26 protein-coding genes are annotated in these 26,432 nt (G+C 46.1%); 6 read left to right on the forward strand and 20 right to left on the reverse strand.

From position 1 onward, the window contains the following. From HPS57_RS12435 to HPS57_RS12450, 4 genes are read left to right on the forward strand one after another with little or no spacing between them, the layout of a single operon-like run. Positions 1-1,518, forward strand: a complete 1,518-nt coding sequence (locus HPS57_RS12435) for a serine/threonine-protein kinase (RefSeq protein WP_172183564.1) — start codon at positions 1-3, stop codon at positions 1,516-1,518. A 6-nt stretch (positions 1,519-1,524) separates the two neighbouring features. Then, positions 1,525-2,232 (forward strand): hypothetical protein, encoded by a 708-nt coding sequence (locus tag HPS57_RS12440; RefSeq protein WP_172183565.1) that lies wholly within the window; start codon positions 1,525-1,527, stop codon positions 2,230-2,232. Then, on the forward strand, positions 2,229-3,188 hold the full coding sequence (locus HPS57_RS12445; RefSeq protein ID WP_172183566.1) for a hypothetical protein: 960 nt from the start codon (positions 2,229-2,231) through the stop codon (positions 3,186-3,188). The genes HPS57_RS12440 and HPS57_RS12445 overlap by 4 nt, the downstream gene beginning before the upstream one ends. 32 nt (positions 3,189-3,220) lie before the next feature. Further along, positions 3,221-4,978, forward strand: coding sequence for a hypothetical protein (locus tag HPS57_RS12450; protein ID WP_172183567.1), 1,758 nt, complete (start codon positions 3,221-3,223; stop codon positions 4,976-4,978). A gap of 115 nt (positions 4,979-5,093) precedes the next feature. Here HPS57_RS12450 and HPS57_RS12455 read toward each other — a convergent pair whose 3' ends face one another. From HPS57_RS12455 to menB, 4 genes are all read right to left on the reverse strand, one after another. Then, a complete protein-coding gene (locus HPS57_RS12455) occupies positions 5,094-6,089 on the reverse strand; it encodes an AMP-binding protein (RefSeq protein ID WP_172183568.1) in 996 nt (331 codons plus the stop codon). Positions 6,090-6,095: 6 nt separating this feature from the next. Further along, positions 6,096-7,166, reverse strand: coding sequence for an o-succinylbenzoate synthase (locus HPS57_RS12460; RefSeq protein WP_172183569.1), 1,071 nt, complete (start codon positions 7,164-7,166; stop codon positions 6,096-6,098). 328 nt (positions 7,167-7,494) lie between these two features. Further along, positions 7,495-7,875 (reverse strand): GxxExxY protein, encoded by a 381-nt coding sequence (locus tag HPS57_RS12465; protein WP_172183570.1) that lies wholly within the window; start codon positions 7,873-7,875, stop codon positions 7,495-7,497. Between the two features lie 89 nt (positions 7,876-7,964). After that, positions 7,965-8,786 (reverse strand): 1,4-dihydroxy-2-naphthoyl-CoA synthase, encoded by an 822-nt coding sequence (gene menB, locus HPS57_RS12470; RefSeq protein WP_172183571.1) that lies wholly within the window; start codon positions 8,784-8,786, stop codon positions 7,965-7,967. 277 nt (positions 8,787-9,063) lie between these two features. On the opposite strand from menB, the gene HPS57_RS12475 reads away from it, so the two are divergent. Both HPS57_RS12475 and ispE read left to right on the forward strand, forming a co-directional pair. Further along, positions 9,064-10,191: an ATP-binding protein gene (locus HPS57_RS12475; RefSeq protein ID WP_172183572.1), complete on the forward strand. Its 1,128-nt coding sequence runs from the start codon at positions 9,064-9,066 to the stop codon at positions 10,189-10,191. Between the two features lie 149 nt (positions 10,192-10,340). Next, positions 10,341-11,213, forward strand: coding sequence for a 4-(cytidine 5'-diphospho)-2-C-methyl-D-erythritol kinase (ispE, locus tag HPS57_RS12480; protein ID WP_172183574.1), 873 nt, complete (start codon positions 10,341-10,343; stop codon positions 11,211-11,213). 141 nt (positions 11,214-11,354) lie between these two features. Here ispE and HPS57_RS12485 read toward each other — a convergent pair whose 3' ends face one another. The 16 genes from HPS57_RS12485 to HPS57_RS12555 form a co-directional block, all read right to left on the reverse strand. Continuing rightward, positions 11,355-12,665: an ATP-binding protein gene (locus HPS57_RS12485; protein ID WP_172183577.1), complete on the reverse strand. Its 1,311-nt coding sequence runs from the start codon at positions 12,663-12,665 to the stop codon at positions 11,355-11,357. A 233-nt stretch (positions 12,666-12,898) separates the two neighbouring features. Then, the gene (locus HPS57_RS12490) at positions 12,899-13,744 is read right to left on the reverse strand and encodes a DUF3737 family protein (protein ID WP_172183579.1); all 846 of its coding nucleotides are present in this window, start codon (positions 13,742-13,744) and stop codon (positions 12,899-12,901) included. A gap of 41 nt (positions 13,745-13,785) precedes the next feature. After that, entirely contained in the window at positions 13,786-15,150 is a 1,365-nt protein-coding gene (locus HPS57_RS12495; protein WP_172183582.1) for an MATE family efflux transporter, read from the reverse strand. A 21-nt stretch (positions 15,151-15,171) separates the two neighbouring features. Beyond that, positions 15,172-15,648, reverse strand: coding sequence for an S-ribosylhomocysteine lyase (locus HPS57_RS12500; protein WP_172183585.1), 477 nt, complete (start codon positions 15,646-15,648; stop codon positions 15,172-15,174). Between the two features lie 145 nt (positions 15,649-15,793). Further along, entirely contained in the window at positions 15,794-16,843 is a 1,050-nt protein-coding gene (locus HPS57_RS12505; RefSeq protein WP_253946557.1) for a carboxymuconolactone decarboxylase family protein, read from the reverse strand. 288 nt (positions 16,844-17,131) lie between these two features. After that, entirely contained in the window at positions 17,132-18,082 is a 951-nt protein-coding gene (locus HPS57_RS12510; protein ID WP_172183591.1) for a DUF362 domain-containing protein, read from the reverse strand. A gap of 207 nt (positions 18,083-18,289) precedes the next feature. Next, on the reverse strand, positions 18,290-19,177 hold the full coding sequence (locus HPS57_RS12515; protein WP_172183594.1) for a helix-turn-helix domain-containing protein: 888 nt from the start codon (positions 19,175-19,177) through the stop codon (positions 18,290-18,292). Further along, positions 19,174-19,302 (reverse strand): hypothetical protein, encoded by a 129-nt coding sequence (locus HPS57_RS14470; protein ID WP_256378296.1) that lies wholly within the window; start codon positions 19,300-19,302, stop codon positions 19,174-19,176. The genes HPS57_RS12515 and HPS57_RS14470 overlap by 4 nt, the downstream gene beginning before the upstream one ends. Positions 19,303-19,311: 9 nt before the next feature. Further along, entirely contained in the window at positions 19,312-19,797 is a 486-nt protein-coding gene (locus tag HPS57_RS12520; protein ID WP_216653412.1) for a cyclophilin-like fold protein, read from the reverse strand. A 10-nt stretch (positions 19,798-19,807) separates the two neighbouring features. Next, positions 19,808-20,887, reverse strand: coding sequence for an alpha/beta hydrolase (locus HPS57_RS12525; RefSeq protein WP_172183597.1), 1,080 nt, complete (start codon positions 20,885-20,887; stop codon positions 19,808-19,810). Positions 20,888-21,208: 321 nt separating this feature from the next. Beyond that, positions 21,209-21,934 carry a WecB/TagA/CpsF family glycosyltransferase gene (locus HPS57_RS12530; RefSeq protein WP_172183599.1) on the reverse strand — a complete coding sequence of 242 codons (726 nt, stop codon included), beginning with the start codon at positions 21,932-21,934 and terminating at the stop codon, positions 21,209-21,211. 35 nt (positions 21,935-21,969) lie between these two features. After that, positions 21,970-23,124 (reverse strand): glycosyltransferase family 4 protein, encoded by a 1,155-nt coding sequence (locus tag HPS57_RS12535; RefSeq protein ID WP_172183601.1) that lies wholly within the window; start codon positions 23,122-23,124, stop codon positions 21,970-21,972. Between the two features lie 88 nt (positions 23,125-23,212). Next, on the reverse strand, positions 23,213-23,809 hold the full coding sequence (locus HPS57_RS12540) for a hypothetical protein (protein WP_172183604.1): 597 nt from the start codon (positions 23,807-23,809) through the stop codon (positions 23,213-23,215). Then, the gene (locus tag HPS57_RS12545; RefSeq protein ID WP_369811533.1) at positions 23,806-24,351 is read right to left on the reverse strand and encodes a GDSL-type esterase/lipase family protein; all 546 of its coding nucleotides are present in this window, start codon (positions 24,349-24,351) and stop codon (positions 23,806-23,808) included. The genes HPS57_RS12540 and HPS57_RS12545 overlap by 4 nt, the downstream gene beginning before the upstream one ends. Positions 24,352-24,383: 32 nt before the next feature. After that, positions 24,384-25,340 (reverse strand): glycosyltransferase family 2 protein, encoded by a 957-nt coding sequence (locus tag HPS57_RS12550; protein WP_172183608.1) that lies wholly within the window; start codon positions 25,338-25,340, stop codon positions 24,384-24,386. Further along, entirely contained in the window at positions 25,337-26,431 is a 1,095-nt protein-coding gene (locus HPS57_RS12555) for a polysaccharide pyruvyl transferase family protein (RefSeq protein ID WP_172183610.1), read from the reverse strand. The genes HPS57_RS12550 and HPS57_RS12555 overlap by 4 nt, the downstream gene beginning before the upstream one ends. Between the last annotated feature and the right edge of the window lies 1 nt (position 26,432).

Here is a 26,432-nt window from a genome sequence, read left to right on the forward strand (position 1 = left end):
ATGGCAGAGATACGACAAAATGAAGAAATCAATGGCAGATATGTGCTGAAGCAAAGCAAAGGAAGAGGCACATTCGGCGAGGTGTGGTTGGCTCACGACCTTGCTACTGACGAGGATGTTGCCATAAAATTTTATGTGGCTCTTGACCATAAGGGACGAGAGGAGTTCATACAGGAGTTCCGTATTGCAGCAAAACTACGTCATCCGAACCTCCTTGTAACGAAAGACTTTGGCGAATGGCATGGACATCCCTATTTGACAATGAAGTTCTGCGACCAAGGTTCTGCAGCAGACTTGATAGGTACACTCAGCCCATGCACAACGGACGAAATGACTATATGGCGATTTGTACGTGATGTGGCATCCGGTCTTGCGTACCTGCATTCGGTAAAACCTGACCCGATAGTACATCAGGACATAAAACCTGACAACACACTTATTGATTCTGACGGAACTTTCCTTATAACAGATTTCGGCATAAGCAAACGTATACGTTCTACCATGCGCAAACAGTCTGAAAGGGCTTTGAAAGCAGGTGCACCGGCCTATATGGGTCCTGAACGTTTCTCTAATCATCCAGAGCCGATACTTGCCAGTGATATATGGTCACTTGGAGTATCTATCTATGAATTGGCTGAAGGCGAATTGCCATTCTGTGGCATGGGAGGTGGCATGATGCTTAAAGGCGCAGAAATGCCATCGCTCAATGAGGGATGGTCAAGAAGCCTCAGCGAAGTGATGCAATGGTGCTTGGAGGAGAAAACATGGAACAGAGCAAAGGCTTGCCAAGTGCAGGAGGTTGCAGAAACGGTTTTGAAATCAGGCAACATGACTTCTGTCACTTCACTTATTTCAAGGATGCGAAATGGGGCACAACCCGAGTCTCCTAATGACGAAACGAAGAAGAGAGACCCACACGCAACAAAACCAAATATAGATGATAGAGACGGACAAAATGACCATACTGCCTATGACGAGGGGAAAACAGAAGGTTTTGTGCAGAGAAAAAAGCTGCTATATGCAGTTATGGCAGCATTCATCCTAATAATCGCAATAGCCGTTGCGTGGTTTTCATATTCACAAGTAAGAACGCCACAATCCACAACAAACAATGATACAGTCCATACCGTTACCACTATGAAAGACTCCTTAGCGATAACCAAAGCTGAAAACGAAAAACCAACTGAAGCTCCGGCACTTCCTAAAACCGTGACACCAAAAGAGCCAAAATCCAAGGATGTTATGGTAAAAAATACAGATGCAAAAGATGAACACAGTTACAATGGAACTCTAAGTTTAGGATATGCCACATGGCGAGGAGGTATCAGAAACGGCAAACCGGATGGTGAAGGCACGATGACATTCAAATCTACTCATCGCATTGACACTCGCGACCCAAGCCGACGCACAGCAGAAGCTGATGACAGAGTGGATGGCACATACTCCAACGGACATCTTGTAGAAGGGCGGTGGTTTAAGTCTGATGGGACAACAGAATATATAATGCTTGGTGAATAACTGATTATGAAAAAGTTACTATTTTCGATTTCCTGTATATTGTTTGTCTACATCAATAGTACAGCCCAAAATGATAATTCGCAACGCAAAGCAATAGAAGACGCTTTCATTGCCAAAATAAAAGAGTATGCAAAAAGCGATTTCCTTGGCAAGGTAAGTCCTGACACAACTGTATTTGGCAAAGTTGAGGGGAAAGATTATTACGTCTTGCCGGGTGACACCTACATAATCGATGAAATATCGTCAGCTACATATTACAGCCATGATGGCAAGGCGTTTCATCCGCTATGTAACAAGCGTTTTCCTTCCGAAACCATAGCCAACCGACTGTTGCTGCCCAACATGGAGTTGCCTAATGGGAAAATGAAACTGACATTCCAGAAATACCGCTATGAGACAGACAGTGTCCAAATACAGTTCAAACAATTCTACCAGTTTTGGGTACATGAGAAATATGACGCATATATCGGCATAGAAAGCAAGAATAGCAAAGAAATGAAAGTCGATGTTTTCCTTTATAACACTGCAAACAAATGGCTGCACATATTCTCTTTGAACTGCCCTATCAAGAACGTTGCAGACGAGGGATTAACAATGAAAGGTGAAGCATGGCTGTTCATTCCTACCTCCAATCTCCGCAATCTTATGGGTAAAGAACTTCCAAAGGATTTTATGCAGAAACTATTGCGAAAAACAAAAAAACAATCAATATGAGGACTATTGTATTCTTATTTTCAGCGATGTTATCCATTGCCACAGCAGCACAGGAGGTGCATTTCCGTTTCACCGATGGCATCTACAATGCAGGACTGAAGGCGAAAATGGAACGTAATGTCTCAGCACTGCTCACAGAAATAAACACGGCTGCCGGAGAAGGGCGCAGCCTGAACATTAGCAGCTACACCACATCGGAGGCTGCAACACGCCTTGCAAGGACATGGGAAAACTTCGGGTTCGTTTGTCCAAGTGAGGCAAAAAGCATCTGCTATGGGCTGGCAAGCGGTTATCAGGCACGTGGCATACAAGCAACACTGACACGACAGCCTGAGGATTATAACGGGTCGAGAACACGCGAACTCGCAATCTCGTTCGATAAGGTGGGAAACATAACAAGCGTTGTTTTCACATCAAGCAACAACCGTCTGTCCATACCGAAAGGAGAGAACGAGGTGTACGATGCGAGACGGCGCAATGAAATCCTGAAATTCGTTGAGGATTTCCGTAACTACTACATTGAAAAAGACCTCAATTCACTGCGCCAGATATACAGCGATGATGCCCTCATCATCACCGGCAAAGTGAATTACACAAGGGAAGAACGTGGAGATTATGCAGCGAAAGTCAAGAAAAAGACTACATACACAGTACAAAAGAAGGAAGAATATTTGAACAATTTGGCTGCAATGTTCAGGAGAAACAAATACATTGATGTACAGTTCGATGACATAATTATTTCACCTGCCAATTCTGACGCGATGCCAAACTATTATGGTGTGAACCTTGTGCAAAACTGGACTTCTGTCAACAAGAAGGGAGAAAAATACCATGATACTGGCTATATCTTCCTATTATGGGATTTCAACGAAGACCCACCTGTCATCCATGTGCGTGCATGGCAACCGAAGGACACTTCCGATGATGACTTCATCATGTTGGACGATTTCAGATAATAACAATTCACCTAATATAAATTTTCAAAATCATGATTAAAAAACTTTTTTCAAAGGCTACGCTCCTATGCCTTGGCTTGATTATTTTCGCCGAACAGGAGACAATGGCTCAACAAGAAGTGGCAGCGCAAGAACTGCAAGTAGTTTCATTTACGGAAGCTGACAAGAGTGACTTCGACACTACAACACCGTCGAATTTCGCAGGAAAACTGAAAACCTCTGCCCTCGTCAAGGTATTCATGCCAGGAGAAATAGAGTCTACCGACCCTAAGCCATCAAAAGAAATTGAACGCAGACGTACATCCACAGGCTATGCCTATTATATATGGATGGAACAGCATTCAAACCGTATCCGTATCTTGCCAAAAGGGAATAAATTCCAAACAAAGGTGGTCAATTTCTATGAATATGGCATTCCAAAATATATTCCTATAAAAGGCAAAAAAGGCGGTCTGCAAGCCGGAAAAGTTTACCATCTTGTGCTACGCGACCCGTCACCGATTTATATAGACACTCACTTGCCGGGGACATACGCTACAATAGATAACGGCACGCGCAGGATTCCAGCTGATGCCAACGGGCGTATCACATTGAAAGACCTTGCTACCGGTGATCATACGGCAAACATTTATGCGAGTGATGGCAGCACACGAGGTTCTGTAATGATAAAAGAGTCGGACAAGGTCTACGAACACGATGCACGAAAAAAAACAAGACTAAGCATCCGCACCAATCCCGTAGGAGGTGAGATTCTGATAAAGGATGGAGAGTTTACCGAAAAGTATGACCGCAGCAAAGAATATGCCCACAAATCATACTTAGTGATTGCTAACATCAACAATAACGAGGTACGCCAAACAATCACTGTTGATGATAATCACACATCGTTCATCATCAACAATACAAAGACATTTGACATCACACCTATCTATAATGGAAGCGCCGATTACGCAACAGTCTACGAGGATAGGAAAGCTCTTGTCGCAGGAGAGGAAAACAATGTTATCCTCGATGGCAAGACATATCGCATAACACGACCGGTTGGCTCAAAATTCAGGTATTATGCATCCCATAGCAATGGCAAATCCAAAGACATCACAATCAATGTGGAGAATGGAATGAATACAGACTATTTGTTAAAAATCAACCCTCGCAATCCTTTCCGCTGGCCATGGCAAAGACCATATGAACCAGCACCAATGGGAGTTGCTATTGGATATGTACAAAAGCAAATGGTGACAAAGGGAGAAGGTGAAAAACTCAAAGAAAACGGTGTTTGGAATGATGGTGTGGACAAATGGCTGTACGGCATGCAATTCGGTTTCTATGCACAGCCTTGTTTCTCATGGGGATTAGGTTTGTACACAGGTTTGTTTTATGAGGCTTATCTTTCTTCAAATGGTAGTGGCAATTCTGATGAGTACGAGAATTTCCAAGAACATAACCTATCCCTGCCTGTCCATGCTTTGTACCGTTTCCCCCTTGGAAAGAAATGTGCCCTAAGCCTACATGGTGGTCTTGGATTTAATTACGTCGTTTATGGAGCATATACAGCAGATGGAGTTGAAGACAATTCTGATTTTTACGGAGAGGATGGATGTCCAAAGAGGTTTAATATGGCTTTGGAAGGCGGTGTGGATTTCCGCATAGGCCCTGTACAGATTGGATTCACTTATTCAAAGGGACTCACTGACCATGGAATATATTCATCTATTGGAGACTACAAAACAAATTACAACAAACTGGGTATCAATGTCGCATGGGTTATTGGTGATATCTATAATTGGTAAGAAACCAACCTTGAATATAAAGCAAAATAGTTTTTGAGCTATGATTTGAGATCACATGTCTGATTATAAATGAGAAGAGTATAGCTTTAGTATAATAAGGCTATACTCTTCTCATTTATAATCCTGAGGCAATTCTCTCAGCTTCAGCACGTGCGGGCTTGCCGGTTGCAGTCATTGGGAGAGACTCTACCGAAGCATAGAGGCGTGGCTGCCAATAGGGAGGGAGTACGCGTTTGCAGACATCATGCAACTCTTCGGTGTCAGAAGATTGAGTAAGCAGGACAACAATCTCTCCGAATTTTGCATCCTTACGCTTCGTTATCATGAACGGAATGGAGAGAAATTGGCGCAACTCACGCTCCACTTCCTCTATCTGAATCTTTATCCCACCGCTGCATATCACATTATCCTTCCTGCCAAGAATACGGAAACGACGCCCGTCGGGTGCAATCTCCGCACGGTCGTTGGTAACAAGCGACGACGGACATACTGCCGGTGCATCGATGACAAGGCAGTCATCGGCATTAAGACTTACACTGACATTCTCAAACGGCGTGTACCATTGGCTTGCCTCCGGACCATTTATCCTACGCAAAGCGATATGGGAGAGTGTTTCTGTCATGCCGTAAGTGCTCCAGACTGCATTTGGAAATGTGCGCAGTTCCTTTTCCAACGCTTCGTCAATGACTCCGCCTCCTATTATTATATTACGCGCACGCATGAGTGCCTCGCGTTCCTTTGAACAACGAAGCGTATTGTAAACCTGCATCGGAACCATTGCCACAAGAGAAAAAGGCTCATCTTCGTGCGTTCCGTCATCAGTCACAAGCGACGAGAACGGATGACCTGAGGGCGGCACACTGACAAGGCGGAGTCCGCAAACTATCGAACGTACCACCATCATCTTCCCTGCAATAAAGTCCAACGGCATGCACAGCAAGGCACTTTCCCCGGCTTTCAAACCAAGGAAAGAGCATGTGATCCGTGCGCTTGCCTCCATGCGTTTCTTCTCCACCCACAACGGTTTGGGCTTTCCTGTAGAGCCGCTTGTGTGGACAAGCAGCTTATCGGCAGGCGAATGCCAGTCATCTATAAACTCTTCTACTGTCATTCCACATCACAGTTTTATCGCAGGACAGACGGTGTTCGTCTCAAAATTTCCCATATACCACAGCTTGTCACCACGGATTTCCAACGGCATCGGTATGTTATCCGTGAAGAGCATGCCGGTCCCCAAGCCTTGCGGCATCGTTATTCCCGAGCCATAGGTATGGGCAGTGAAATGAGCGATGGCGTTAAGCCCTACATTGCTCTCCAACGCACTTGTCACCCAGCTCCCTATGCCACGCTCACGGGCAAGGCGAATCCATTCCTCCGCACCGCTCATTCCTCCATGCAGGGACGGTTTAAGAATAATGTAAGCAGGGCGGATTACATCCAAAAGTTCCTGTTTTCGTTTGGTTTCATTCACCCCAATCAGTTCTTCGTCAAGCGCAATGGCAAGCGGAGACTCCTTGCAGAGCTGTGCCATAGCCTCCCATTGTCCTTGGCGGACAGGCTGCTCAATGGAATGAATGTCATAACACGCGAGCTTTTCAAGTTTCCCCAAAGCCTCCTGCGGAGCGAATGCGCCATTGGCATCCACGCGAAGCTCTATCTGCTCCTTTGTGAAACTCTCACGGATATGGCGTATAAGCTCCAGTTCATGGTCGAAATCTATTGCGCCTATCTTCAGTTTGATGCAACAGAAACCTTGGCGCATCTTCTCTTCCATGCGCTCAAACATCTCGTCAAACGTTCCCATCCATACAAGTCCGTTGATTGGAATGCCTTCTTCACCACGTCCGAACGCTGTGTCGAAAAGCATCGGGGAGCACGCGTTGTGATTCATAAGGGCAGTCTCCAAGCCGAAAAGCATGGATGGATAAGGGCGCATCAGGTCGTAGTCTATGCTGCCGGAAGCCTCAAAACGGTCGCACATCTCACGCAATACGGAGGCATAATCCGGAATATCATCGCAACTGAGGTTAGGCAAGGGCGCACACTCCCCAATCCCAACCCGTCCGGGCTGCTCATCGGAGGTTAACCGCAAGAACCATGAACGCCGCGTGGTATAGGTTCCACGCGATGTTCCTGCCGGTTGCTTGAAATGGAGGACACGCTCCGTTATGTTTATCTTGTAAGTCATTGATTCCTTTTTTACTCTAATATTCAAAATGTTTTATTGTCCCGCAGATTTCGCAGATTTACGCAGATAGTTGTTTGTGGCATTATCTGCGGAAATCTGTGGGAAAACATCAATTGAAAACGTTTTGCGCATCAACCACACCATTCTGACATCTGCGAGAATCTGCGGAATCTGTGGGAAAAACATTCATTGAAAACGTTTTGCGCATCAACCACACCATTCTGACATCTGCGAGAATCTGCGGAATCTGTGGGAAAAACATTCATTGAAAACGTTTTGCAAACTAACCACACCATTCTGGCATCTGCGAGAATCTGCGGGAAAAACATTATCTGTAATCATTCACTCTGCGATGGATATTAGCATTTATGTCATCGCATGTAAAATTCACTAGTATACCAACTCGTTTGTCAGTCAAGCGTAGATATGTCATCAATTGCTTGAAAAAGAGGTTCTTTGTTTCCTCTACAGACTTTAACTCCACAACTACCTTGTCCTCAACAAGCAAGTCCAGTCGGTAATCAACCGGCAACCGCTTCCCGTCATAAAACACCTCAACCGCTTTTTGACTCTCCACCTTCAATCCACGCTTGCGCAACTCATAGACCATGGCTGCCTCATAGACATTCTCCAACAAGCCGGGTCCAAGTTCATTATATACATTGTATATCGCTCCACGTATATGATACGTTATTTCATTTTCCGTCATACTATTTTCTTTTATTGTCCCACAGATCTCGCAGATTCCCGCAGATAGTTGTTTGTGGCATTATCTGCGGAATCTGCGGGAAAACATTACTACGGTAGTTTAGGATATTTCTTGAAGTCCGGCTTGCGCTTCTCAAGGAAAGCCTTGCCGCCCTCCTGCGCTTCATCAAGGAAATAGTACAGCATCGTTGCGTCACCTGCCAGTTCCTGAATGCCCGCCTGTCCGTCAAGTTCGGCATTAAGTCCGGCTTTTATCATGCGAAGAGCCAGTGGACTGCGCTCCATCATTGTCTCTGCCCACTCCACACACTCATCCTCAAGGCGTTCCAATGGCACAACTTTGTTCACCATACCCATCTCCTCAGCCTCTTTCGCAGAGTACTGACGGCACAGAAACCATATCTCACGCGCCTTCTTCTGACCAACAATGCGTGCAAGATAGGACGCTCCGAAACCGGCATCAAACGACCCAACCTTCGGACCTGTCTGTCCGAAAATAGCATTTTCACTCGCTATCGTAAGGTCACAGACAAGGTGCAAGACATGCCCTCCGCCAATGGCATAGCCGTTGACCATGGCAATTACCGGCTTTGGCAGACGGCGAATCTGCATCTGGACATCAAGCACACTCAGGCGTGGCACACCATCACCGTCGATATATCCTCCACGTCCCTTGACATTCATGTCACCTCCCGAGCAGAAAGCCTTGTCACCGGCACCTGTGAGAAGCACCACACTGATGTCCTGCATCTCACGGCAGAGCGAGAATGCCTGCGACAATTCCCATGTGGTCTTAGGCGTGAAGGCATTGCGATAGCGCGGACGATTGATTGTTATCTTCGCTATTCCGTTATATTCCTCAAACAGGATTTCCTCGAAATCCCTGATTTTCTTCCATTCTCTGTTTTCCATTGTTCTATATAATTGAGTGCTTTAATTTTATGCAAAAGTACAACAAATTACGGACAAAACAAACAAAACAATGAAAAAACTCACATGAGCACACCACATTATGCATTGCTCACAAGAATCAATTCCCCATTCTCGTTTTTAATATTTTTGGAATGGAATCCAAAAATCTTATAATAATTTTGGAATGGAATCCAAAAATCTTATAATAATTTTGGAATTACAGTATTTTATTCCTACCTTTGTGGCATAAAAAACATGTCGCAACAAAGTGGAGATTATGATAGAAAGAATTCAGAAGAAAATAATAGAGTCCATGCTTGGTAATGGAAAAGCTATCATGATAATGGGAGCCAGACAAGTTGGCAAGTCTACACTATTGTCGGAAATTTTCGGGAAACGTGACAGAGTGATGTGGATGAATGGTGACGATACTGATGTCCAGCAACTGTTTGCAGATATAAGTTCCACACGTGTGAAGGCACTTTTAGGCAACAGTGACTACCTTGTCATCGACGAAGCACAACGCATAAAGGACATTGGACTCAAGTTGAAACTCATCACAGACCAAGTTCCAACCGTGCAGGTTGTGGCTACCGGCAGTTCATCATTTGAGTTGGCTAACCAAGTCAACGAGTCGCTGGCCGGACGCAAACGCACTTTCCAAATGTTCCCACTGACATACGGCGAGTTGGTCGCACATACAAATCTGCTGGAAGAGCACCGAATGATTCCTCACCGAATGCTGTACGGCTACTACCCGGAGGTAGTCATGTCACCCGGTGATGAGCGTACCGTACTGCGTGAACTTACTGACAGCTATTTGTACAAAGACATCATGATGCTTGACAACATAAGCAAACCTGACAAACTGATGCGCCTGGTACAAGCGCTGGCACATCAGATTGGCGAGCAAGTGTCATACAACGAGGTAGGGCAACTCATCGGGCTTGACCCCAAAACGGTAGAACGTTATGTCGATGTCTTGGAGAAATGCTATATAGTATTCCGTATCGGCAGTTTCTCACGCAATCTTCGCAACGAACTGAAAATAAGCCGTAAAATCTATTTTTGGGATCTTGGCATACGCAATGCTGTCATTGCCAATTTCCAACAAGTGGAAAACCGTTCCGATACTGGCGCGCTTTGGGAGAACTTTGTCATTAGCGAGCGTATGAAACGCCACTTCATAAATGGTGATTTCGTCAACACATGGTTCTGGCGCACGCAACAGCAAAAAGAGATAGACCTCATTGAGGAGGCAGACGGCAAGCTGTATGCTTTCGAATTCAAATGGAATCCTGCAAAAGCACAACGCACAAAAGTGCCGGAATCCTTCATAAAAGCATATCCTGATGCAGTGTTTTCTGTCATATCACCAAACGAAGTGGATGATTTCCTGCTTTGATGCAAGTAAGTTAAACTATCGCAACCAGACACTATTAAAAATAAAAACAGTGAAAAGTTCGTTTATTGCAGAACTTTTATTAATTTTGCAGTCACAACGAATATTAACGAAATGGCATGACTGCCGTTCCACATATCCACAGATTACGTATGATAGCATTCCCTTGTTGCAAAATAAACCTCGGTCTGAATGTCATTGCGAGGCGCGCCGACGGTTACCATGACCTTGAGACAGTGTTCTACCCTATCCCATTGTGTGACGCACTTGAGATAACGGAGATGGACGAAAAGTTCCCTTCCGATGTGGCGTGCGACCTGCTGACAAAGGTCAAAACTGCCGGCAATGGCGAGGAAGCGGAGTCCCGGGAGCCATTATGTCCTGAGCAAAAGAACCTTGTCGTGAGGGCATACAACCTCATTGCCAACGACAAAAAACTGCCTCGCGTGCATGCCCATCTTTTCAAAAACATCCCGTCACAGGCGGGTCTCGGAGGCGGTTCGAGTGATGCGGCGGCAATGATTACGCTCCTCAACGAACAGTTCAGCCTCAATTTGAGCACCGAAGAAATGGAGCGTTATGCAGCAAAATTAGGTGCTGATTGCGCATTCTTCATCACCTCCCAACCGGCTTATGCCACAGGAATAGGCGACCGCCTGTCCCCTATTGGCGATGCGGCGGACATTCTTCGCGGCTACCACATAGTCTTGGTGAAACCCGACATAGCGGTCTCCACGGGCAAGGCATACGGCATGATTACTCCACGCCGTCCGGAGATGTGCTGCAAGGACATCATCAAACTGCCAATAAGCCAATGGAAAGGCCTGCTGACAAATGATTTCGAGGAACCGGTGTTCACCATGCATCCTGAACTTGGGGCGATAAAGGAACGCCTATACTCTCTCGGTGCGGACTTTGCGCTGATGTCCGGCAGCGGTTCCACACTTTTCGGACTCTTCAAGGACTGTCCGCAAGGCATCGAAGAAGCGTTTCCCGAGTGCTTTACGGCTGTCATAAAGTTATGACTGTGGTAATATACAAACCATAGAATGCAAAACAGAGGGTGCATCAAAATACAGATGCGCCCTCCATTATTGCTTCTCTTTCTGTAGTATTAATGCCAAAATACCACGGTAATTATAATTGTCTTGCCAAACATAGTGTTTTTAGAATGAGTCTGCCAACTCATCAATATATTTCAATGCGAAATCTTCTACACCTATATAATATATACCATTTTCATCATACCATGGGATTATTTTGTCCCGCACTACAACAATCTTACGGTGAAAATCTTTTATGCGTAGCAGTGAGTTGGTTTCCTGCAAGCGTTTGTCCTCGTCCGGAATAGCGAAGGCAGACTGTATGTAACAACGCTTGCTCCCTTTATTAGCAACGAAATCCACTTCCAGCTTTGTACGTTTATTATTCCCTTCCGCATCTTTATAGTTATATTCCACCACTCCCACGTCGATGTTGAACCCACGCATAGACAACTCATTGTAAATGATGTTTTCCATGATATGGGTTTCTTCCTGTTGCCGGAAATTAAGCTGGGCATTGCGCAAACCAATGTCTGTGAAATAGTATTTCAATGGGGTGTTTATATAGCTTCGTCCTTTGATATTATACTGATTAGCCTTGCGCAGGATATACGCCTCAATGAAACAATCAAGCCAAAAGCTGATGGTTGAGTCTGAGATTTTCTTCTGTTTTACTGTCGCAAAAGTATTTTCCAATTTCTTCGGATTGGTTAGAGAACCGATACAACTTGCCACGATGTTCAACAAATCGTCAAGTACCGAGATATCCTTTTGGATTTTGTTTCTGGCAACCACATCGGTCAGGTAAGTGTCCTTTATCAGTTTCTGCAAATACCGGCTCTTGTCCTCGTCTGTCTTTTCCGAGAGAATGCGCGGTAACCCTCCATAAGTGACAAACTCATGCCAAACGTGGCTCTTGTCACCTTCATAAGCATTGTAAAACTCTTTGTACATAAAAGGCCAGACATGAATTTCGTCACCACGGTCTTTGAACTCGGTCATAATGTCCGATGACAGCATTTTGGAATTGCTGCCTGTAACATAAACATCGGCATTCTTCAAGTCCATCAGTCCAAGCAGGATGTCTACAAATCCGATTTTCTCATCCTTGTCATCAAGCCAAGGGTTACGGATGGCTTTCACTTCCTGAATCTCGTCAAGCAGAACGTAATATTGCTTGTTTGGGTCAGTGATTCGCCAACGCACAAATTTGTCAAGCTCTATAGGATTGCGATAACGCGCATTCGTAACAGTGTCTAGTTTCATGGCTATGATCTGTTCTTCCTCAACGCCCGATTTCCTAAGATAATCGCCAAAAAGGTCGAACAACAGTACAGATTTGCCGCAGCGACGAATGCCTGTTACAACTTTTATTCGCCCGTTATCTCGGCGACTGATAAGTTTGTTTAAATAAAAATCACGTTGAATAATCATGCCTTTTATGTATTTTTTCAGGGATAACACTTGATTATATTGCGGATATCCGCATTTTTGTCAAGTGCAAAGATAGAAAAAAAGCCGTATTAAAACAAGAAAAATAGGGAAGAAATTGCATTTCTTCCCTATTTTTCCCTATTATTTCCCTATTTTCCTTATATCCACAAGAGTGAGAATACTGACCAACGGCACGAAGAAGTCACAAGGAGTTTTGAGCTATATATCGGTTTTCAGCCCTCTGTTATCACCGCATCGGCAGGCCGGCGTTGGTTTTCGTCGAAGATAAGTTCGCCGATTTTACCCTCAACTGTGAGCTTTCCGCTCGTAGGATTCTTTATCGAGACGACATCGCCCTTGATTGTTCCGTTCACGGTGGAGTACTCAAAGAGGAGGTTAGCGTCGTCACCGAAGGTGCAGTCCTCGAGGATAAGCCCGTCGACATAGCACAGGAGCTGCTCGCCGGTGAGGTGGCAGCGCACGAGACGGATGTTCTTGCCGTACCATGCGAGATACTCGCCATTGAGTTCGCTGTCGTAGATTGTCACGTTCTCCGCCTCCCAAAACGCGTCCTTTGAGTTGATTACGGCATTGTGTATCTCAACATTCTTGGCATATTGGAAACCGTAATTGCCGTCCTGTCGATAGTTTTCAAGGCGGATGTTCTCCGTGTGCATGAAGACATAATCACAATTCCCTATGGAGACATTGTGCATCTCCACGTCCTTGCAGTCCCAAAGAAACTGCTCACCGTTAGGAAAATCAGTGTTCTCGACATAGATTCCCTCCATACGACGGAAGAGTTTCGGCGCATCAACCTTACAGTTTGTCATGCGGCAGTTGCGCGAATACCACAGGCTGGAGCGCGCACTCTCCGCGAAATAGCAGTCATTGACTTGGAAACCGTTGGTCTCCCAGAAGACATATTTTCCCTCAAAGGTGCAGTGCTCCGCCTCAATGTTGCTTGTCTCCTTGATGCTCGACTCGCCGACATGTATCGTAACATTCTCAAGTCGCACATCATGGACAGCGTACAAAGGGCGTTCACCACCGTATTCCTTATCTTTTATTATTGTCATGATAAATGTTTTTTACTGTTATTCTAGAATGTATTTTATGGTCACTCCCTTATCTTCAGCCTGAATTTCAGCCTCAGCAGGAACGCTATGCCACGGAATGTCAGTTCTATCGCCATGGCAATCCACACGCCATGCAGCCCCATTGTCGGTGCAAGCAGCAACGCTAAAGTAAGTCTTACGCCCCAAATGCTTGCAAGGTTCAGCACGCTTGAGCCCATTGTCCGTCCTGCTCCGACAAACACACTGTAAGTGACTATGGCGGCAGCGAAGCCTGGTTCCGCCCATGCCTCTATGCGCAAGACCTCCGTACCAAGGCGTATGACATCCGCATCGGAGGTCACAATCGCCATCATCTCCGGTGCAAAGACCCACATCACGACACCCATAAGTGCCATGATTGCCATGCCCAGCATGACAGAAATCCATGCAAAGCTGCGCATAAGTTCTTGTCTTTTCGCTCCCATACTCTGCCCTACAAGCGTTGTGGCCGCCTCTGCCACGCCGTAACCCGGCATATAGCACAGGCTTTCGACATTCACACCAAACGTGTTGGCAGCGATTGCCACGCTGCCCATAGGCGCAATGATACCCGAAATGGCGACCTGCGCGCCGGACATCACGCCGCGTTCCAGACTTATCGGCGTGCCAATCTTCAGCACATTGGACAGTGTGTCCCAATGAGGCTTGAACTTCTGCACCTTATCGAGTGAGAAGCGCAGGTTCCTGTCGTGTGCCACAAGGAAATACATCATCAGAACCATCGTGATAAAGTATGCCACCCATGTACCCAAAGCAGCACCGAGAACACCCATATCAAGCACGAAGATGAACAGGAAATTGAACAGCACGTCAAGCACACACATCAGAACGCCAAGCGCACTCGGTGTCTTCACGTTGCCACTGCAACGCAGACTGCCGGCCGCAAGACTGTTCATCATAAGCAAAGGCATAGCCAATGCAACGATGGAGAAATAGAGTGTGGCATTCCCACGTATAGCCTCTTCCGCCCCAAGCCACACTGGCAGATGCGGGGCGATGAGGAGTCCCACAAGCGTTATGCACGCACTGAACGCCAGTCCGCACGAGATGCCTTGCCTGACAATGCTTCTCGCACGCTTGGCATCGTTCGCTCCTATCTTGTGCGCCACCTGAACATAGAATCCTGTGGCAAGACCTGAAACCACACCTCCGAACAACCAGCATGTCGTGGACACAAGTCCCACGGCAGCAGCCTCATGAGTGCCGAGATGCCCAAGCATCGAAGCGTCGATAATCTGCATCACGACAGACGACAGTTGGGCTATCATCGCCGGCATACTCAGCATGGCGACAAGCGCAAGTTTCTGCCGCAAGGTCATCACTTGCGTGCTGTCACGAACCATCTCAAGCAGTTGGTCCTTTGTCATCCTTCCCAATCCGCTTCTCCCCTATTCTGCTTTAGGATACTCACAATGGAAGGCGTTGGTCAGACGCTCTATGTACCGGCGTGACTCCCACTTGGCCATCGGGAGGTCGTGAAGCAGGCAGTTGCCGCAGGTTGCAGGCGTTGTGCCGGGCACTTCGCCTTCAAAATCCACGACAAACTTGAACGCACGGAGCATCAGCTTGCGCATTTCCTCGCATGAGTGGCTGCCTTTCATGATGAGATAGTTGCCGGTCTGGCAGCCCATAGGTCCCCAATAGATTACCTTATCCTTCCATTCCTCATCGTTACGAAGATATGTCGCGACAAGATGCTCCATGGTGTGGAGCGCGCCCTGTGCCATTGGCGGCTCATGATTGGGAGCTGTCATGCGTATGTCGTACGTGGTGACGGTCTCACCGCCTACTTCATCCTGACGGGAAACATAGATTCCCGGCTGCAGATTGGTATGGTCTACTGCAAAACTTGGTATGAGTTTCATATCTTTTCCTTATTTGTTTGTTTTGATTCAGAGTGCAAAATTACTAAAAATAAGTTAGCCGGCAAAATTAATTGCATCCTAATCAACCGATTCACTCGAATCATTCGAATTAACCGATTTGTTCGAATCATTCGAATAATCCGAATCAATAAAGTCCTTCATGCAACCCGTTGTACTCCTCGTCACTCACCTTCTCCAGCCACTCGTTAGGCTCTGAGCCGGGCTTTGTGTTCTCAACCGCGACATGGGTGGCTATGTGCTGAAACCAAGAGTCCTTTGCAGCACCGTGCCAATGCTTCACACCTTCAGGAATGTCGATGATGTCACCGGCCTTCAGTGCTATCGCCGGCTTGCCCCACTCCTGATACCAGCCCTTGCCGGAGACACAGACAAGTATCTGGCGTGCCCCATGATGTATGTGCCAGTTGTTACGGCAACCCGGCTCGAAAGTGACATTACTGCATGGCAGGACTGTCGCCTCGCCATCCTTCAGGTTCTTCGGACGGAGGGGAGCAAGGTGACTGTTGCCTACGAAATACTGCGCATAGCCCCTGTTCGGCTCACCCTTCTGCCAATCACCGGCACAAGCGTCGGCAGCGGAATCATGCTGCGACAGCCCGTTCTCAGTAAGGAAACGGCAAAGCTCGTCCACCTGCTCCTGCGTGTTTCCCATGTTCACAGCACCCCGCTTGTGTGACGCAAGCTGTGGCGCAACGCCTTTCAATGCCGAGAGGGCTGCCACAGTGACAATCTCACGGTCGGCGTGGGACAGCTGGTCTCCGGCAAAAATGTCACCGAAAAGATGCGCCTTCAGGTAGTAATCGTCCTGCGGACAGAAATCATAGTTGAACGCTCCGCCAGACAACTGTGTCTGAACCTTAGTCCCAAGCTCCAATGCAGCCTTAGCATCGTCCCAGACAGCCGGGCGCGTCCATGGCTTTCCGTCCTTCCACTCCGGCTTTCTGTCGCTCAAAACCTTTGACAACACTCCCAAAGCGTTAAGGGAACGCGGGAAACCGGTGTAGGCATAAAGATGCGAGAACGCTTCTTTCATCTCGTTGACCGTGACACCTCCGTCAAGTGCCTTGCGCACTGCCGGCTCAAGACGTGCGAGGTCGCCCTGCGCCTCAAGACTTGCAACGGTGGCGAGATGCAGCTGACGCTCGATCAAGGTCTGTGCTTTTATTGTTGACATAACAAATAATATTAATAATGTTGTGAATATTCTGTTCATCGTTTCTTGTTGTTTTATAGCAAAACAAAATTGAATTGTGGAAACACGCATGCCTTTATTGCAAACGTTTCCATGCGAAATGTGGCTCCGCCACACTTTGCATGGAAGCGATTACGGCAAAACATGGGGATTATGCAAAAACACAATAAGTGAATAATTTGGAAACCACGAGTAATACACTTGCATATTTTCGCAAAACAATCCTGTCTGACGATATGTCACTTTTGCGCCTTTTCCTTGCACAAAAGCCTACTTGTCGATGTTTACAATCTCATACTTCCGTGAGCCAAGCCCGATTTTCTCGCCCCAAGTAAGGATATGTGTGCCATGCTGCTGCGCTATACGGTCAAGCAGGGGCTGAGGATTGTTGTGCGCGTCCTTATGGATTTTGGCAATAATGTCATAGCAAGCCTGGTCACAAGCGACAGGATCAAGGGAGGCGACTATGCCATAATCGGCAATCAAAGGCTTCTGCGGATTGGCATTGCAGTCACAATCTATGCTCATGTTGTTCATAACCGCGATATAGACAATCCGCTCGCCGTTGCCGAAATAGTCATGCACAGCCTGTGCGGCGGATGCCATAGACTCGACAAAACCGTCCTGGTCGTCAACATGGCTCCACATCTTGGCAACATCCGCTGTCACTCCCGCCGAATGGATGTACGCCTTTCCGGCAGAGGAAGCGACACCGATGCTCGCATTCTTCAGCACACCTCCGAAACCACCCATCTGATGTCCCTTGAAGTGGGCAAGGTTAATCATGAAGTCATAGTACGCCAGATGCTTGCCGACAATGTCGTATTTGATGTGCGTGGTGTCCTTCACAGGGATGTTCATGTCCCCTTCCTCGTCCATGATGTCCACAGGCGCAACAGCCGTGAAGCCATGCTTGCGGACGGTCTGCCTATGCGCCTCGGTGGTGTTCCGTGTGCCAGGATAGGCGGTGTTGCACTCCACAATGGTGCCATGCACCTCGTCCAGCAAGGGTTTGATGAACATTGGGCGAAGATAGCCTGTCTTCTGCGACTCGCCTGTGCTTATCTTCACCGCCACACGCCCGTCGGCAGTCCGTCCCAAGGCTTTGTAGATGCGGACAAGAGACTCCGGAGTTATCTCACGGGTGACATAGACCTTGCTCTGCGCATGTGCGCCCAAAGCGAGGAATGCCATAAAGGCAAAACTCAAATAGCGTTTCATTTTCTTATATATCATATCCATTAATCCTACAGGTATATACTCTGATAACCAACAACTTACACACAACACGCAACGCAACATGATACATGCTCCGGCGAAAGGTAACACTTTGTGTGGTAAAGTGTTACACTTTGCATGCCGAAAGGTAACCTTTTACGGTGCGAAGTGTTACCTTTCGCAAAGCGGTCTGTATGGTATCGTTTTTCCCTATGCCGTGCGGTACTGTGTCGGTGTCTGTCCCGTGCACCGTTTGAAGAAGCGCACGAAATGCTGAGGGTACTCAAAACCGAGGTCTTGGCTTATCTGCGTGATGCTCATTTCGCCGTCGCTGAGCATCTCCTTGGCGGTAAGGAGCAGGCGGTCGGCGATGAAATCCTTGGCTGTGCGCCCTGTCTCGGTCTTCACAAGTTCGCCGAAATAGCCGGTGGAAAGGCAGCATTTGTCCGCGAAATATGCCACATGAGGCAAACCATGTGTGCGTGCCTTCTCACGCACATACTCGTCAAGCATTTTTGTAAAACGCTGGACGACACTGTGGTTTATCTCCTCACGGGTCGTAAACTGACGGTCGTAGAAGCGCAGGCAATAGTTCAGCAGCAGCTCTATGTTACTGACAATCAGCTCACGCGTGTGCTTGTCGATGGCATGGTGCAGCTCCTGCTCTATCATTCCCAACACTCCGCGGAACACGTCCACCTCTTGTGCCGAAAGATGCAATGCCTCATTGCTCGAATAATGGAAGAACTCGTAGCGTGAAATCTGCCTGCCCAACTGCGTACGCACAAGGAAATCGGGGTGGAACACAAGGGCTGTCCATTTCGGACGCACACCGTTAGGCTCGACATGTATGGTCTGGCCCGGAGCAAAGGATGTCACCGTCATCTCGTCAAAGTCGTACTTCGTGCGCCCATACGACAGGTTGCAGCCTTTCGTCTCCTTCAGGAAAAGGGCGTAAAGCCCGTAGTGCATGTCGCACGTCTCCTCGTCTGCGGCATTTTCCCCATCAAAGTGTGCCACAGAGACAAGCGGATGGAAGGTCTCAAAGCCAAACCTGTCGTTGAAGGCCTGTACAGAGTCTATGTTTACTGTCTTCATTTTCTTGATTTCTTTATTCCGTTTTCTATGTAAATCCCATTCGCAGGAATCTTATCCAATGCCTTCCCGTCAAGGCTGCGGACAGCGGTGGTAGCGGATTTTGTGCCTGTTTTTATCTTCTCCACGGATGTTGCTCAGGCAAGAGAAAGGGTTATTGTGCAGTCGCCTGTGCCGAGTATGCTCCTTATCTCGGACGCTGAAAGGTTCTCAATCCTGCCAAGGCGTGTGAAATTCCACTCGTTTGTGTCGTAGTATATGCAGATGTTGTTTCCCAGATAGAGGATTATGTCACCCGGAACGGTGGTGATGTACTCATCATTGCGTGGGAGAGTGTGCCCTATATCGCCGACTTTCTCGAAGTTGCCATAGTCATGCGCATTGTAGGCCAGCGGCCCCTGCTCCAGCAATGCCACGAGAGCAGCAGCGGAAGAGTTGTCGGCAAGCGTGGCGGTCATTGACCTGCCGTTGACACTGATTGTTATCTTTTTCATTGTTCGAGTGTCGTTTTCCGTTGTGTTATAGTCCCTTTCAGGGCAAGAATCATCGGTCATCCCATTGCATGCCGCCACGGCATGAAGCGAGACAAGCATGGCGCAAAAGAGGAAAGCAAGTTTTCTCATGACACATTTCTTATCTTAAATATGTCTTGTAGAACTCACATATCTTGTCAAAAGGTATGACAGCAAGATTGTCATACAGGTCGGTGTGCACGGCATCCGGGATGAGCAGCAGTTCCTTGTTGCCTGCTTTTGCCGCCACACTCTCGCCGTTGCGCATCATGTCACGGTAGGCATCCTTGGAGAAATAGCAGGAATGGGCTTTCTCACCATGAATCATAAGCACTGCGGAACGTATCTCGTCACTGTATTTCAGTATCGGTTGGTTAAGGAACGACATGCAGCCGGTCTTCGCCCAGCCACCGTTTGAGTTGCCGCTGCGCGGATGATAGCCGCGTGATGTCTTGTAGTAGTTGTGGTAATCCTTCATGAACTGCGGAGCATCGGCAGACAGTTCGTCCGGCACACCGCCACCCTGCTCGTGGCTGCCTTGTGCGAACTCCTTCGTGCGTTGGGCGTTAAGTGCCAGTTTTGCCTCATGGCGCGCATCGGCATTGTCATCTCCGTCGAAATAACCGTTGGCGTTTACACGGCTCATGTCGTACATGGTCGAGGTCACAGTGGCCTTGATGCGTGTGTCGAGAGCAGCGGCATTGAGTGCCATTCCTCCCCATCCGCAGATGCCAAGGATGCCGATGCGCTCCCGATCGACGTCATTGCGGCAGGAGAGATAGTCCACCGCAGCCTGGAAATCCTCGGTGTTGATGTCGGGAGAAGCCATGAAGCGCGGCTCGCCGGCCGACTCGCCGGTGAAGGAAGGGTCAAAAGCCAATGTGAGGAATCCCCTCTCCGCCAGCGTCTGTGCATACAGTCCGGAGCACTGTTCCTTGCAAGCGCCGAACGGGCCGCATACGGCAACCGCTGCAAACTTCCCTTTTTCGCAGCTTGGGACATATAGGTCTGCCGCCAGCATGATGCCGTAACGGTTGGTGAAAGTGACCTTCCGATGATTGACCTTTGATGACTTTGGGAACGTCTTGTCCCACTCCTGAGTGAGCGTAAGAGTAGTGTTCATAACCTGTGTAGTGTTTAATGTTTGTGCTGCCACTGAGAGCCACAGCAACGACAGCAGTGATATTAATGTTTTCTTCATAAACTAACGGATAAAAGGCATCTTTTAGCCATGCCTTTGTTCCGAGTGCAAAATTACGCATAATATCATTACAATCCCATACCCCAATCATGGTTTTATTTACCGTAATTTCGGTTTTGGGCAATTTCCCTGTCATTCACCTTAGCATTCCTACATCTTATCATCCGCAAAATTAATGATTTTTCTCAGAAAACCAAGCATCTGCGGCAAGAAAAATGTATTCCAACAAACAACGCCGCCGTGGCAAACTCTGTCTTCAGAGCATTGCCACGGCGGCGTTATACAATCATATATAAATTGTAGAATGTTATAGCATTGCATTCATTTTCCGAGTTTCTCTTTCAAGATGTTCCACAGAAACAAGATGTTTCCTATAATGTATCGCCTCCACATTCGTTTGGGTTCGATAATAAGGCGGTACAGCCATTCAAGTCCATGTTTTTGCCACCACAGTGGAGCGCGCTTCGCTGTACCGGCAAAGAAGTCGAACACAGCACCGATTGCTCCGACATGGCAATGTATGTCCAGCTCGTCCCAATGCGAATAGACCCATTTTTCCTGTTTTGGAGCTGTCATTCCTATCCACAGCAAATCAGGTTCGGCAGCATTTATCGCTTTTATGATGTCTTTGTTCTCTTCCGGCGTGAACTCTGCTTTGTAAGGTGGAGAGTAAGTAATAATTTCTATATTAGGATATTCAACTGCTGCACGCTGTTTGATGAGTGACAGCACTTTCTCCGAACTGCCCATAAACATACATTTGCCACCATATACTGCCAACTGCTTCATTTCATAATCAAACAAGTCCCAGCCTGCAATACGCTCACATGGTTGTGACTTTGCATTCAGCCATCGGCATGCTTTCACCACACTTACACCGTCCGGTATAAGCACATCACCGTTAAGCAATGCCTCGGCAAACAAGCTGTCCTTTTGTGCAGTATTGTACGAATGGGCATTTATGGTATTGATTAACAGCTTACCTTTTGGCAATTCCCCTAATGCCTTCTTACTTTCCAGTATGTCAATCGTTTTAAGCCTTATCATAGTATTTTGTTGATTTTGCAAATTAATCAAGAGAATTAATTTGCATTGTCTGCGCTGTTATTTTTAAGATAATCTTTATCGTTTTTTATAATACTGTTTAACACTTCCTTCATCCTCTCTTCAAACTGATTAAGAGTGAATTCCTTTTGGTACTTTTCCTTGCCATTTTTTCCCATTGCTATTCGTTTTTCAGGATGCGCTATCATCAATTCTATCCTATCTGCCAATGCTTCTGCATTGTTCCTATGCACGATGAATCCGGTTTCACCGTCTTCTACAATATCGGGAATGGCTGCCTCGCTTGTTGAGATGCAAGGAAGGCTGTACTGCATGGCCTCAAGCAGCACCAATGGGAAACATTCCGCAGAATAGAAAGTTGGGAACACAAAGATGTCTGCATTCCTGTAGAAATTCTCTTTCTCGACACCATATTTCTTGCCTCTGTAAAAAGCAGAACCTTCAAGCTGTTTTTGGTGAATCAATGCAACAAAATCATCAGCACTTTGCTCTGGACAATCCCCACCAATGAAATCACATACAAAAGGCACCCCTTTGTCTTTTAGAATGCGAAGAGCATCAAGCAAAACATTGCATCCTTTGGTTGGAATAAGGTTGCTCAAATAGAGCAATCTGCAAACATGGTTGCTGTCCACAGCCATCTTGTCAGAACCTACCCTATCGATTGGAGCCACCCCATTAGGGCAAATGACAACCTGCTCTTTATTCACAACTTCGGAAATATCATCATACAGTCTCCATGACAGCAACATCACTTTGGAATTCTTATATACAAGACGGTACAAATGCTTGTAGACTTTCCTATTGCAGTAATTATGCATGCCTTTGTTGTGCTGGTGAATCAAGACCTTGCGGCCAAATAATTTGCAAAGCAATACGACTGGGGCATCTTTCAGGAAAGGAATGCCAAAACAAGCTATGGCACAATAACACAAATCGTAGCGATTGGTCAAAAGTTTCCAAAATACAGTAAAGCATATCCCCACCAATCGAAGAACCTTTTTAAGATTGAGGCTTTGTATCTCATCCATCTTTCGTGAGGTGGAAAGATTCACAAAATCGCAATCAAATTCCTGGTTGATTATTTTACTGTCCTGAATGAATTTACTAACCATTGCACTGCCATGGACAGGAGGAGGCAATGGTGTAATAAATAAGATTTTTGGTTTCATCGGAAATTTACAATTAGTTTCGCATTACAATTATTTTTTATACCTTTTGCAATACTTTATTTCCAAACTTTATCCATAGTATATAGTACTAAAGATGAAAACTATAACCGAAACTCACTAGCAGACGCATGTAGTTTCTTGCATTATCCAAGGGAACGGAAAGGTGAGGGTGTACCCAAAGATCTCCTCCCTCAAATCGGAAACCGCAATTAATCCGTTTTTCGCATTGCCTGAATTCCGGCATGTCTGTATATCCGGTTTCCAGATAAGCATATTTGAAAAGCCTTAGCGAAGCAGCTGTGGAAAAACAAACGTCGGATTTATAAAAAGTGTCATAATTATACATCACGGCACCTTTCAGCTTCAACCAAGACAAAGGGCTGTAAGTCAGACCTCCCACAACTCCCGCACGCTTGTAATTATTTCGATACTGCGTACCACCATGCAAACCTGCATCCACTTTAAGTCGGAGCCATTCATGTGAATAACCCAAACGTACGCTCACAGATTGCAATTTGAATTTTGTTAAAAACACAGTATGCTCAAACATAGCCTCAAAACCATGCTTTTCCTCGAATCCAACCCTCACATAATGGTTATCACGAAGCCCCACAAAGATAGTTTGGGAACTTACAGAAACGACCATGCACATGATTAGAATGGCTGTCGTAAAAATTTTCTTCATTGAATCGACCTTAATAAAAGGGCTGACAGTAATTCATAACCTTTATAATTCAGGTGCAAGCCGTCTGTCGTATAGTTTGGGTTCAATTCGCCGTCATGTTCAAATGCGTCATAAACATCAACGTAAGTTGCATGACCACATGCCTTCAGTTGTTCAGATACGCTCCTATTAAAAGATTTGATAACAGAACTATACTGCCTGGCTTTTGGTAATAAAGAAATACAATAGATCCGTTCTGTCTGAATGTCACGGACAAGATTCATATACCGTTCGCACACTTCTGGCACTTTCTTCTCATCAGTAAACGTCACATCATTGGTACCGACCAGCAAAATAACAGAACAACTGGAAACATTGTATATCTTCGTCCTGCAATCTTCTATTTTCATACCAGCTATCCCTCTATTCTCTATATTCATAACCAGCAGATAATAATTTACATTCCAATGCTCACACAAAGAATCACCTATCAATACATAATGTGTTTCTTGCGCATCACCACAAGAAATGAAACAAAAAGCCAAACAGTGCCATGCACACATGTTTCATTCCACCATGATGTTTTAGATATGGCTTATTTCCTATGATACTCACGGTACTGCAACAGTTTTGCAAGCATCCACCAAGTCAACGAGGTGTACTTAGCAAAATTCATCAACTTTCCTATCGCATCCTTACGGAAATATGCCCCATACCGCAAAGCCTCCAGTCTGCTCAAAGCCAATCTGCTGGAAAGCAGCTGGCAATAAGTCAGGTTGCGGGATATGCGTCCACGGGCTTTCAAATATCCCAAAGGTAATTCTTTTGGCAAACGAGTAATAATGCGTTTTTCCCAATCACCAATACTTGGCGCATTATTCCAACGAATCATCATTTTGTTCAGCCAGCCTTGGCTACGAGTCACGTCGCCTCCGTCACTCACAAACAGGATTTCAGGAATGAAGCCCCATTGCCCATAAGTTGACACCAAAGCCCAATATTCCAAATCCTCCGTGATACGAAGGTCGTTTCGCATACCTCCAATAACATCTATCACCGCTTTTCGAATAACAACGCTACCGGTGCATACATGCATATACTTTGACAAAAATAAAAAGAAATCGTCCAAAATAAATGGAACATCATAGGAATGACAACAAGATGGAGACTCATACGCCCCTGACACCGTAATATGACGCTGTGCAACATTGACTGCTACACATTTCTCATGTTTATCCAAAAATAAAACAGTCTTCTCTATAAAACCATTTTCCCAATAATCATCTGCATCCAAAAAAGCACAATAACGACCTTGTGCAACCTCCAGGCCTTTATTGCGAGCAGCAGAAGGGCCGGCATTCTGCTGTTGCAGCAAAACGATATAAGATTCCTTACGTGCCTTTATGAGTTCAATAGAATTGTCGATACTACCATCATCCACCAATATGACTTCCACACGATAACTAGTGTCCTGGCTGAAAATGGAATCTAAAGTACGGTTGATTAATAGAGCCGCATTATATACTGGAATAATTACTGATAAGTCTATCATAAGCCACAATTGTTTTCAAGAAAAGCCATAGATGCCAGCTTTTCTATCTTTATAATATTTTCTATTTTCTTCCAATCAAAAGAGACATCCATCGCAGTAGGTTCCTGACATTGTTTCAAATCAAATAATGTTAATAAACTCTCCATCCGTGAATTTACCTTGTGGCGGTGACGATTGAATACATATACTGGCTTATGGAACAAGATGGAAAAGGCCGTACCATGAAATGAGTTACTGACAAAAGCATCGCAGTTGTAGATTAATGAAAGAAATTCTCGTGGTCCCGCTTTTGAAAAATTACGGTCTGCATAACGCAGAGGGTACGTGTCATTAATGTTGTATATCTTCAGTCCATGCTCCTGTGCGTACTGCTTTGCAAATACTTTCAAAGAATCATTACCTTCAAAATCATACACCAATAGGTAAGGCTCTTTCTTCTGGAAATCCGTCATTAGTGATTTCCATTCCTCTACGGACAGCAGGAACACAGGATCAAGAACCCATTTCCCTATGATATTCATATCTTGAAGCAGTTGCAAACCATGTTTTTCTCTGACCGACACAGCATCAAAAGTTTGTAGATACCCTGCAATTCTGTCCTTCTCTGCCTGTGGGATATCAACATAGGAAAAGCTGGCCGCATAAGATGCCTTTCTACCTTGTGTTACGAAATCAAAATAGAACGCGGGGTCGCGTCCAGTCTCATAAAACACATTCCATATTTGGTCACTTCCTACTACATAAAGATCTGCTTCCGGCGTATCATGGCGCAGTTCTTCAAGCGTACGGTATTCCCGTGTCTGCTCCAGATACGAGGCGATAAAATGGTCAAACTGTCGTTTACGTCCCATTGTTGTCTGCCGTTGCAGGAATTTCATCACACGATATGCTGCACGCGTCACAGCATAGCGACTCAGTTTTGACTCAGGGTTTACCCATCGGTAATCATACTTTCGTGTCAGATATTCCGGTTGGTAATTAATCAACGCCGCATCGTGCCCCGCATTGCGTAGATAGGTCTGCAGAGCATAAGCCTGCAATGCAGCACCATAGTTATAAACATTGTATGTGGTGAGAGTGAGTATTTTCATA

Source organism: Palleniella intestinalis (assembly GCF_013166595.1).
GTDB classification, from domain to species: Bacteria; Bacteroidota; Bacteroidia; order Bacteroidales; family Bacteroidaceae; genus Prevotella; species Prevotella intestinalis.

Excerpts from the sequence above, each read along its gene's own strand:
- HPS57_RS12435 (WP_172183564.1), top strand. The coding sequence starts at position 1 with ATGGCAGAGATACGACAAAATGAAGAAATCAATGGCAGATATGTGCTG.
- HPS57_RS12440 (WP_172183565.1), top strand. The coding sequence starts at position 1,525 with ATGAAAAAGTTACTATTTTCGATTTCCTGTATATTGTTTGTCTACATC.
- HPS57_RS12445 (WP_172183566.1), top strand. The coding sequence starts at position 2,229 with ATGAGGACTATTGTATTCTTATTTTCAGCGATGTTATCCATTGCCACA.
- HPS57_RS12450 (WP_172183567.1), top strand. The coding sequence starts at position 3,221 with ATGATTAAAAAACTTTTTTCAAAGGCTACGCTCCTATGCCTTGGCTTG.
- HPS57_RS12455 (WP_172183568.1), bottom strand. The coding sequence starts at position 6,089 with ATGACAGTAGAAGAGTTTATAGATGACTGGCATTCGCCTGCCGATAAG.
- HPS57_RS12460 (WP_172183569.1), bottom strand. The coding sequence starts at position 7,166 with ATGACTTACAAGATAAACATAACGGAGCGTGTCCTCCATTTCAAGCAA.
- HPS57_RS12465 (WP_172183570.1), bottom strand. The coding sequence starts at position 7,875 with ATGACGGAAAATGAAATAACGTATCATATACGTGGAGCGATATACAAT.
- menB (WP_172183571.1), bottom strand. The coding sequence starts at position 8,786 with ATGGAAAACAGAGAATGGAAGAAAATCAGGGATTTCGAGGAAATCCTG.
- HPS57_RS12475 (WP_172183572.1), top strand. The coding sequence starts at position 9,064 with ATGATAGAAAGAATTCAGAAGAAAATAATAGAGTCCATGCTTGGTAAT.
- ispE (WP_172183574.1), top strand. The coding sequence starts at position 10,341 with ATGATAGCATTCCCTTGTTGCAAAATAAACCTCGGTCTGAATGTCATT.
- HPS57_RS12485 (WP_172183577.1), bottom strand. The coding sequence starts at position 12,665 with ATGATTATTCAACGTGATTTTTATTTAAACAAACTTATCAGTCGCCGA.
- HPS57_RS12490 (WP_172183579.1), bottom strand. The coding sequence starts at position 13,744 with ATGACAATAATAAAAGATAAGGAATACGGTGGTGAACGCCCTTTGTAC.
- HPS57_RS12495 (WP_172183582.1), bottom strand. The coding sequence starts at position 15,150 with ATGACAAAGGACCAACTGCTTGAGATGGTTCGTGACAGCACGCAAGTG.
- HPS57_RS12500 (WP_172183585.1), bottom strand. The coding sequence starts at position 15,648 with ATGAAACTCATACCAAGTTTTGCAGTAGACCATACCAATCTGCAGCCG.
- HPS57_RS12505 (WP_253946557.1), bottom strand. The coding sequence starts at position 16,843 with ATGTCAACAATAAAAGCACAGACCTTGATCGAGCGTCAGCTGCATCTC.
- HPS57_RS12510 (WP_172183591.1), bottom strand. The coding sequence starts at position 18,082 with ATGAAACGCTATTTGAGTTTTGCCTTTATGGCATTCCTCGCTTTGGGC.
- HPS57_RS12515 (WP_172183594.1), bottom strand. The coding sequence starts at position 19,177 with ATGAAGACAGTAAACATAGACTCTGTACAGGCCTTCAACGACAGGTTT.
- HPS57_RS12520 (WP_216653412.1), bottom strand. The coding sequence starts at position 19,797 with ATGAGAAAACTTGCTTTCCTCTTTTGCGCCATGCTTGTCTCGCTTCAT.
- HPS57_RS12525 (WP_172183597.1), bottom strand. The coding sequence starts at position 20,887 with ATGAAGAAAACATTAATATCACTGCTGTCGTTGCTGTGGCTCTCAGTG.
- HPS57_RS12530 (WP_172183599.1), bottom strand. The coding sequence starts at position 21,934 with ATGATAAGGCTTAAAACGATTGACATACTGGAAAGTAAGAAGGCATTA.
- HPS57_RS12535 (WP_172183601.1), bottom strand. The coding sequence starts at position 23,124 with ATGAAACCAAAAATCTTATTTATTACACCATTGCCTCCTCCTGTCCAT.
- HPS57_RS12540 (WP_172183604.1), bottom strand. The coding sequence starts at position 23,809 with ATGAAGAAAATTTTTACGACAGCCATTCTAATCATGTGCATGGTCGTT.
- HPS57_RS12545 (WP_369811533.1), bottom strand. The coding sequence starts at position 24,351 with ATGTGTGCATGGCACTGTTTGGCTTTTTGTTTCATTTCTTGTGGTGAT.
- HPS57_RS12550 (WP_172183608.1), bottom strand. The coding sequence starts at position 25,340 with ATGATAGACTTATCAGTAATTATTCCAGTATATAATGCGGCTCTATTA.
- HPS57_RS12555 (WP_172183610.1), bottom strand. The coding sequence starts at position 26,431 with ATGAAAATACTCACTCTCACCACATACAATGTTTATAACTATGGTGCT.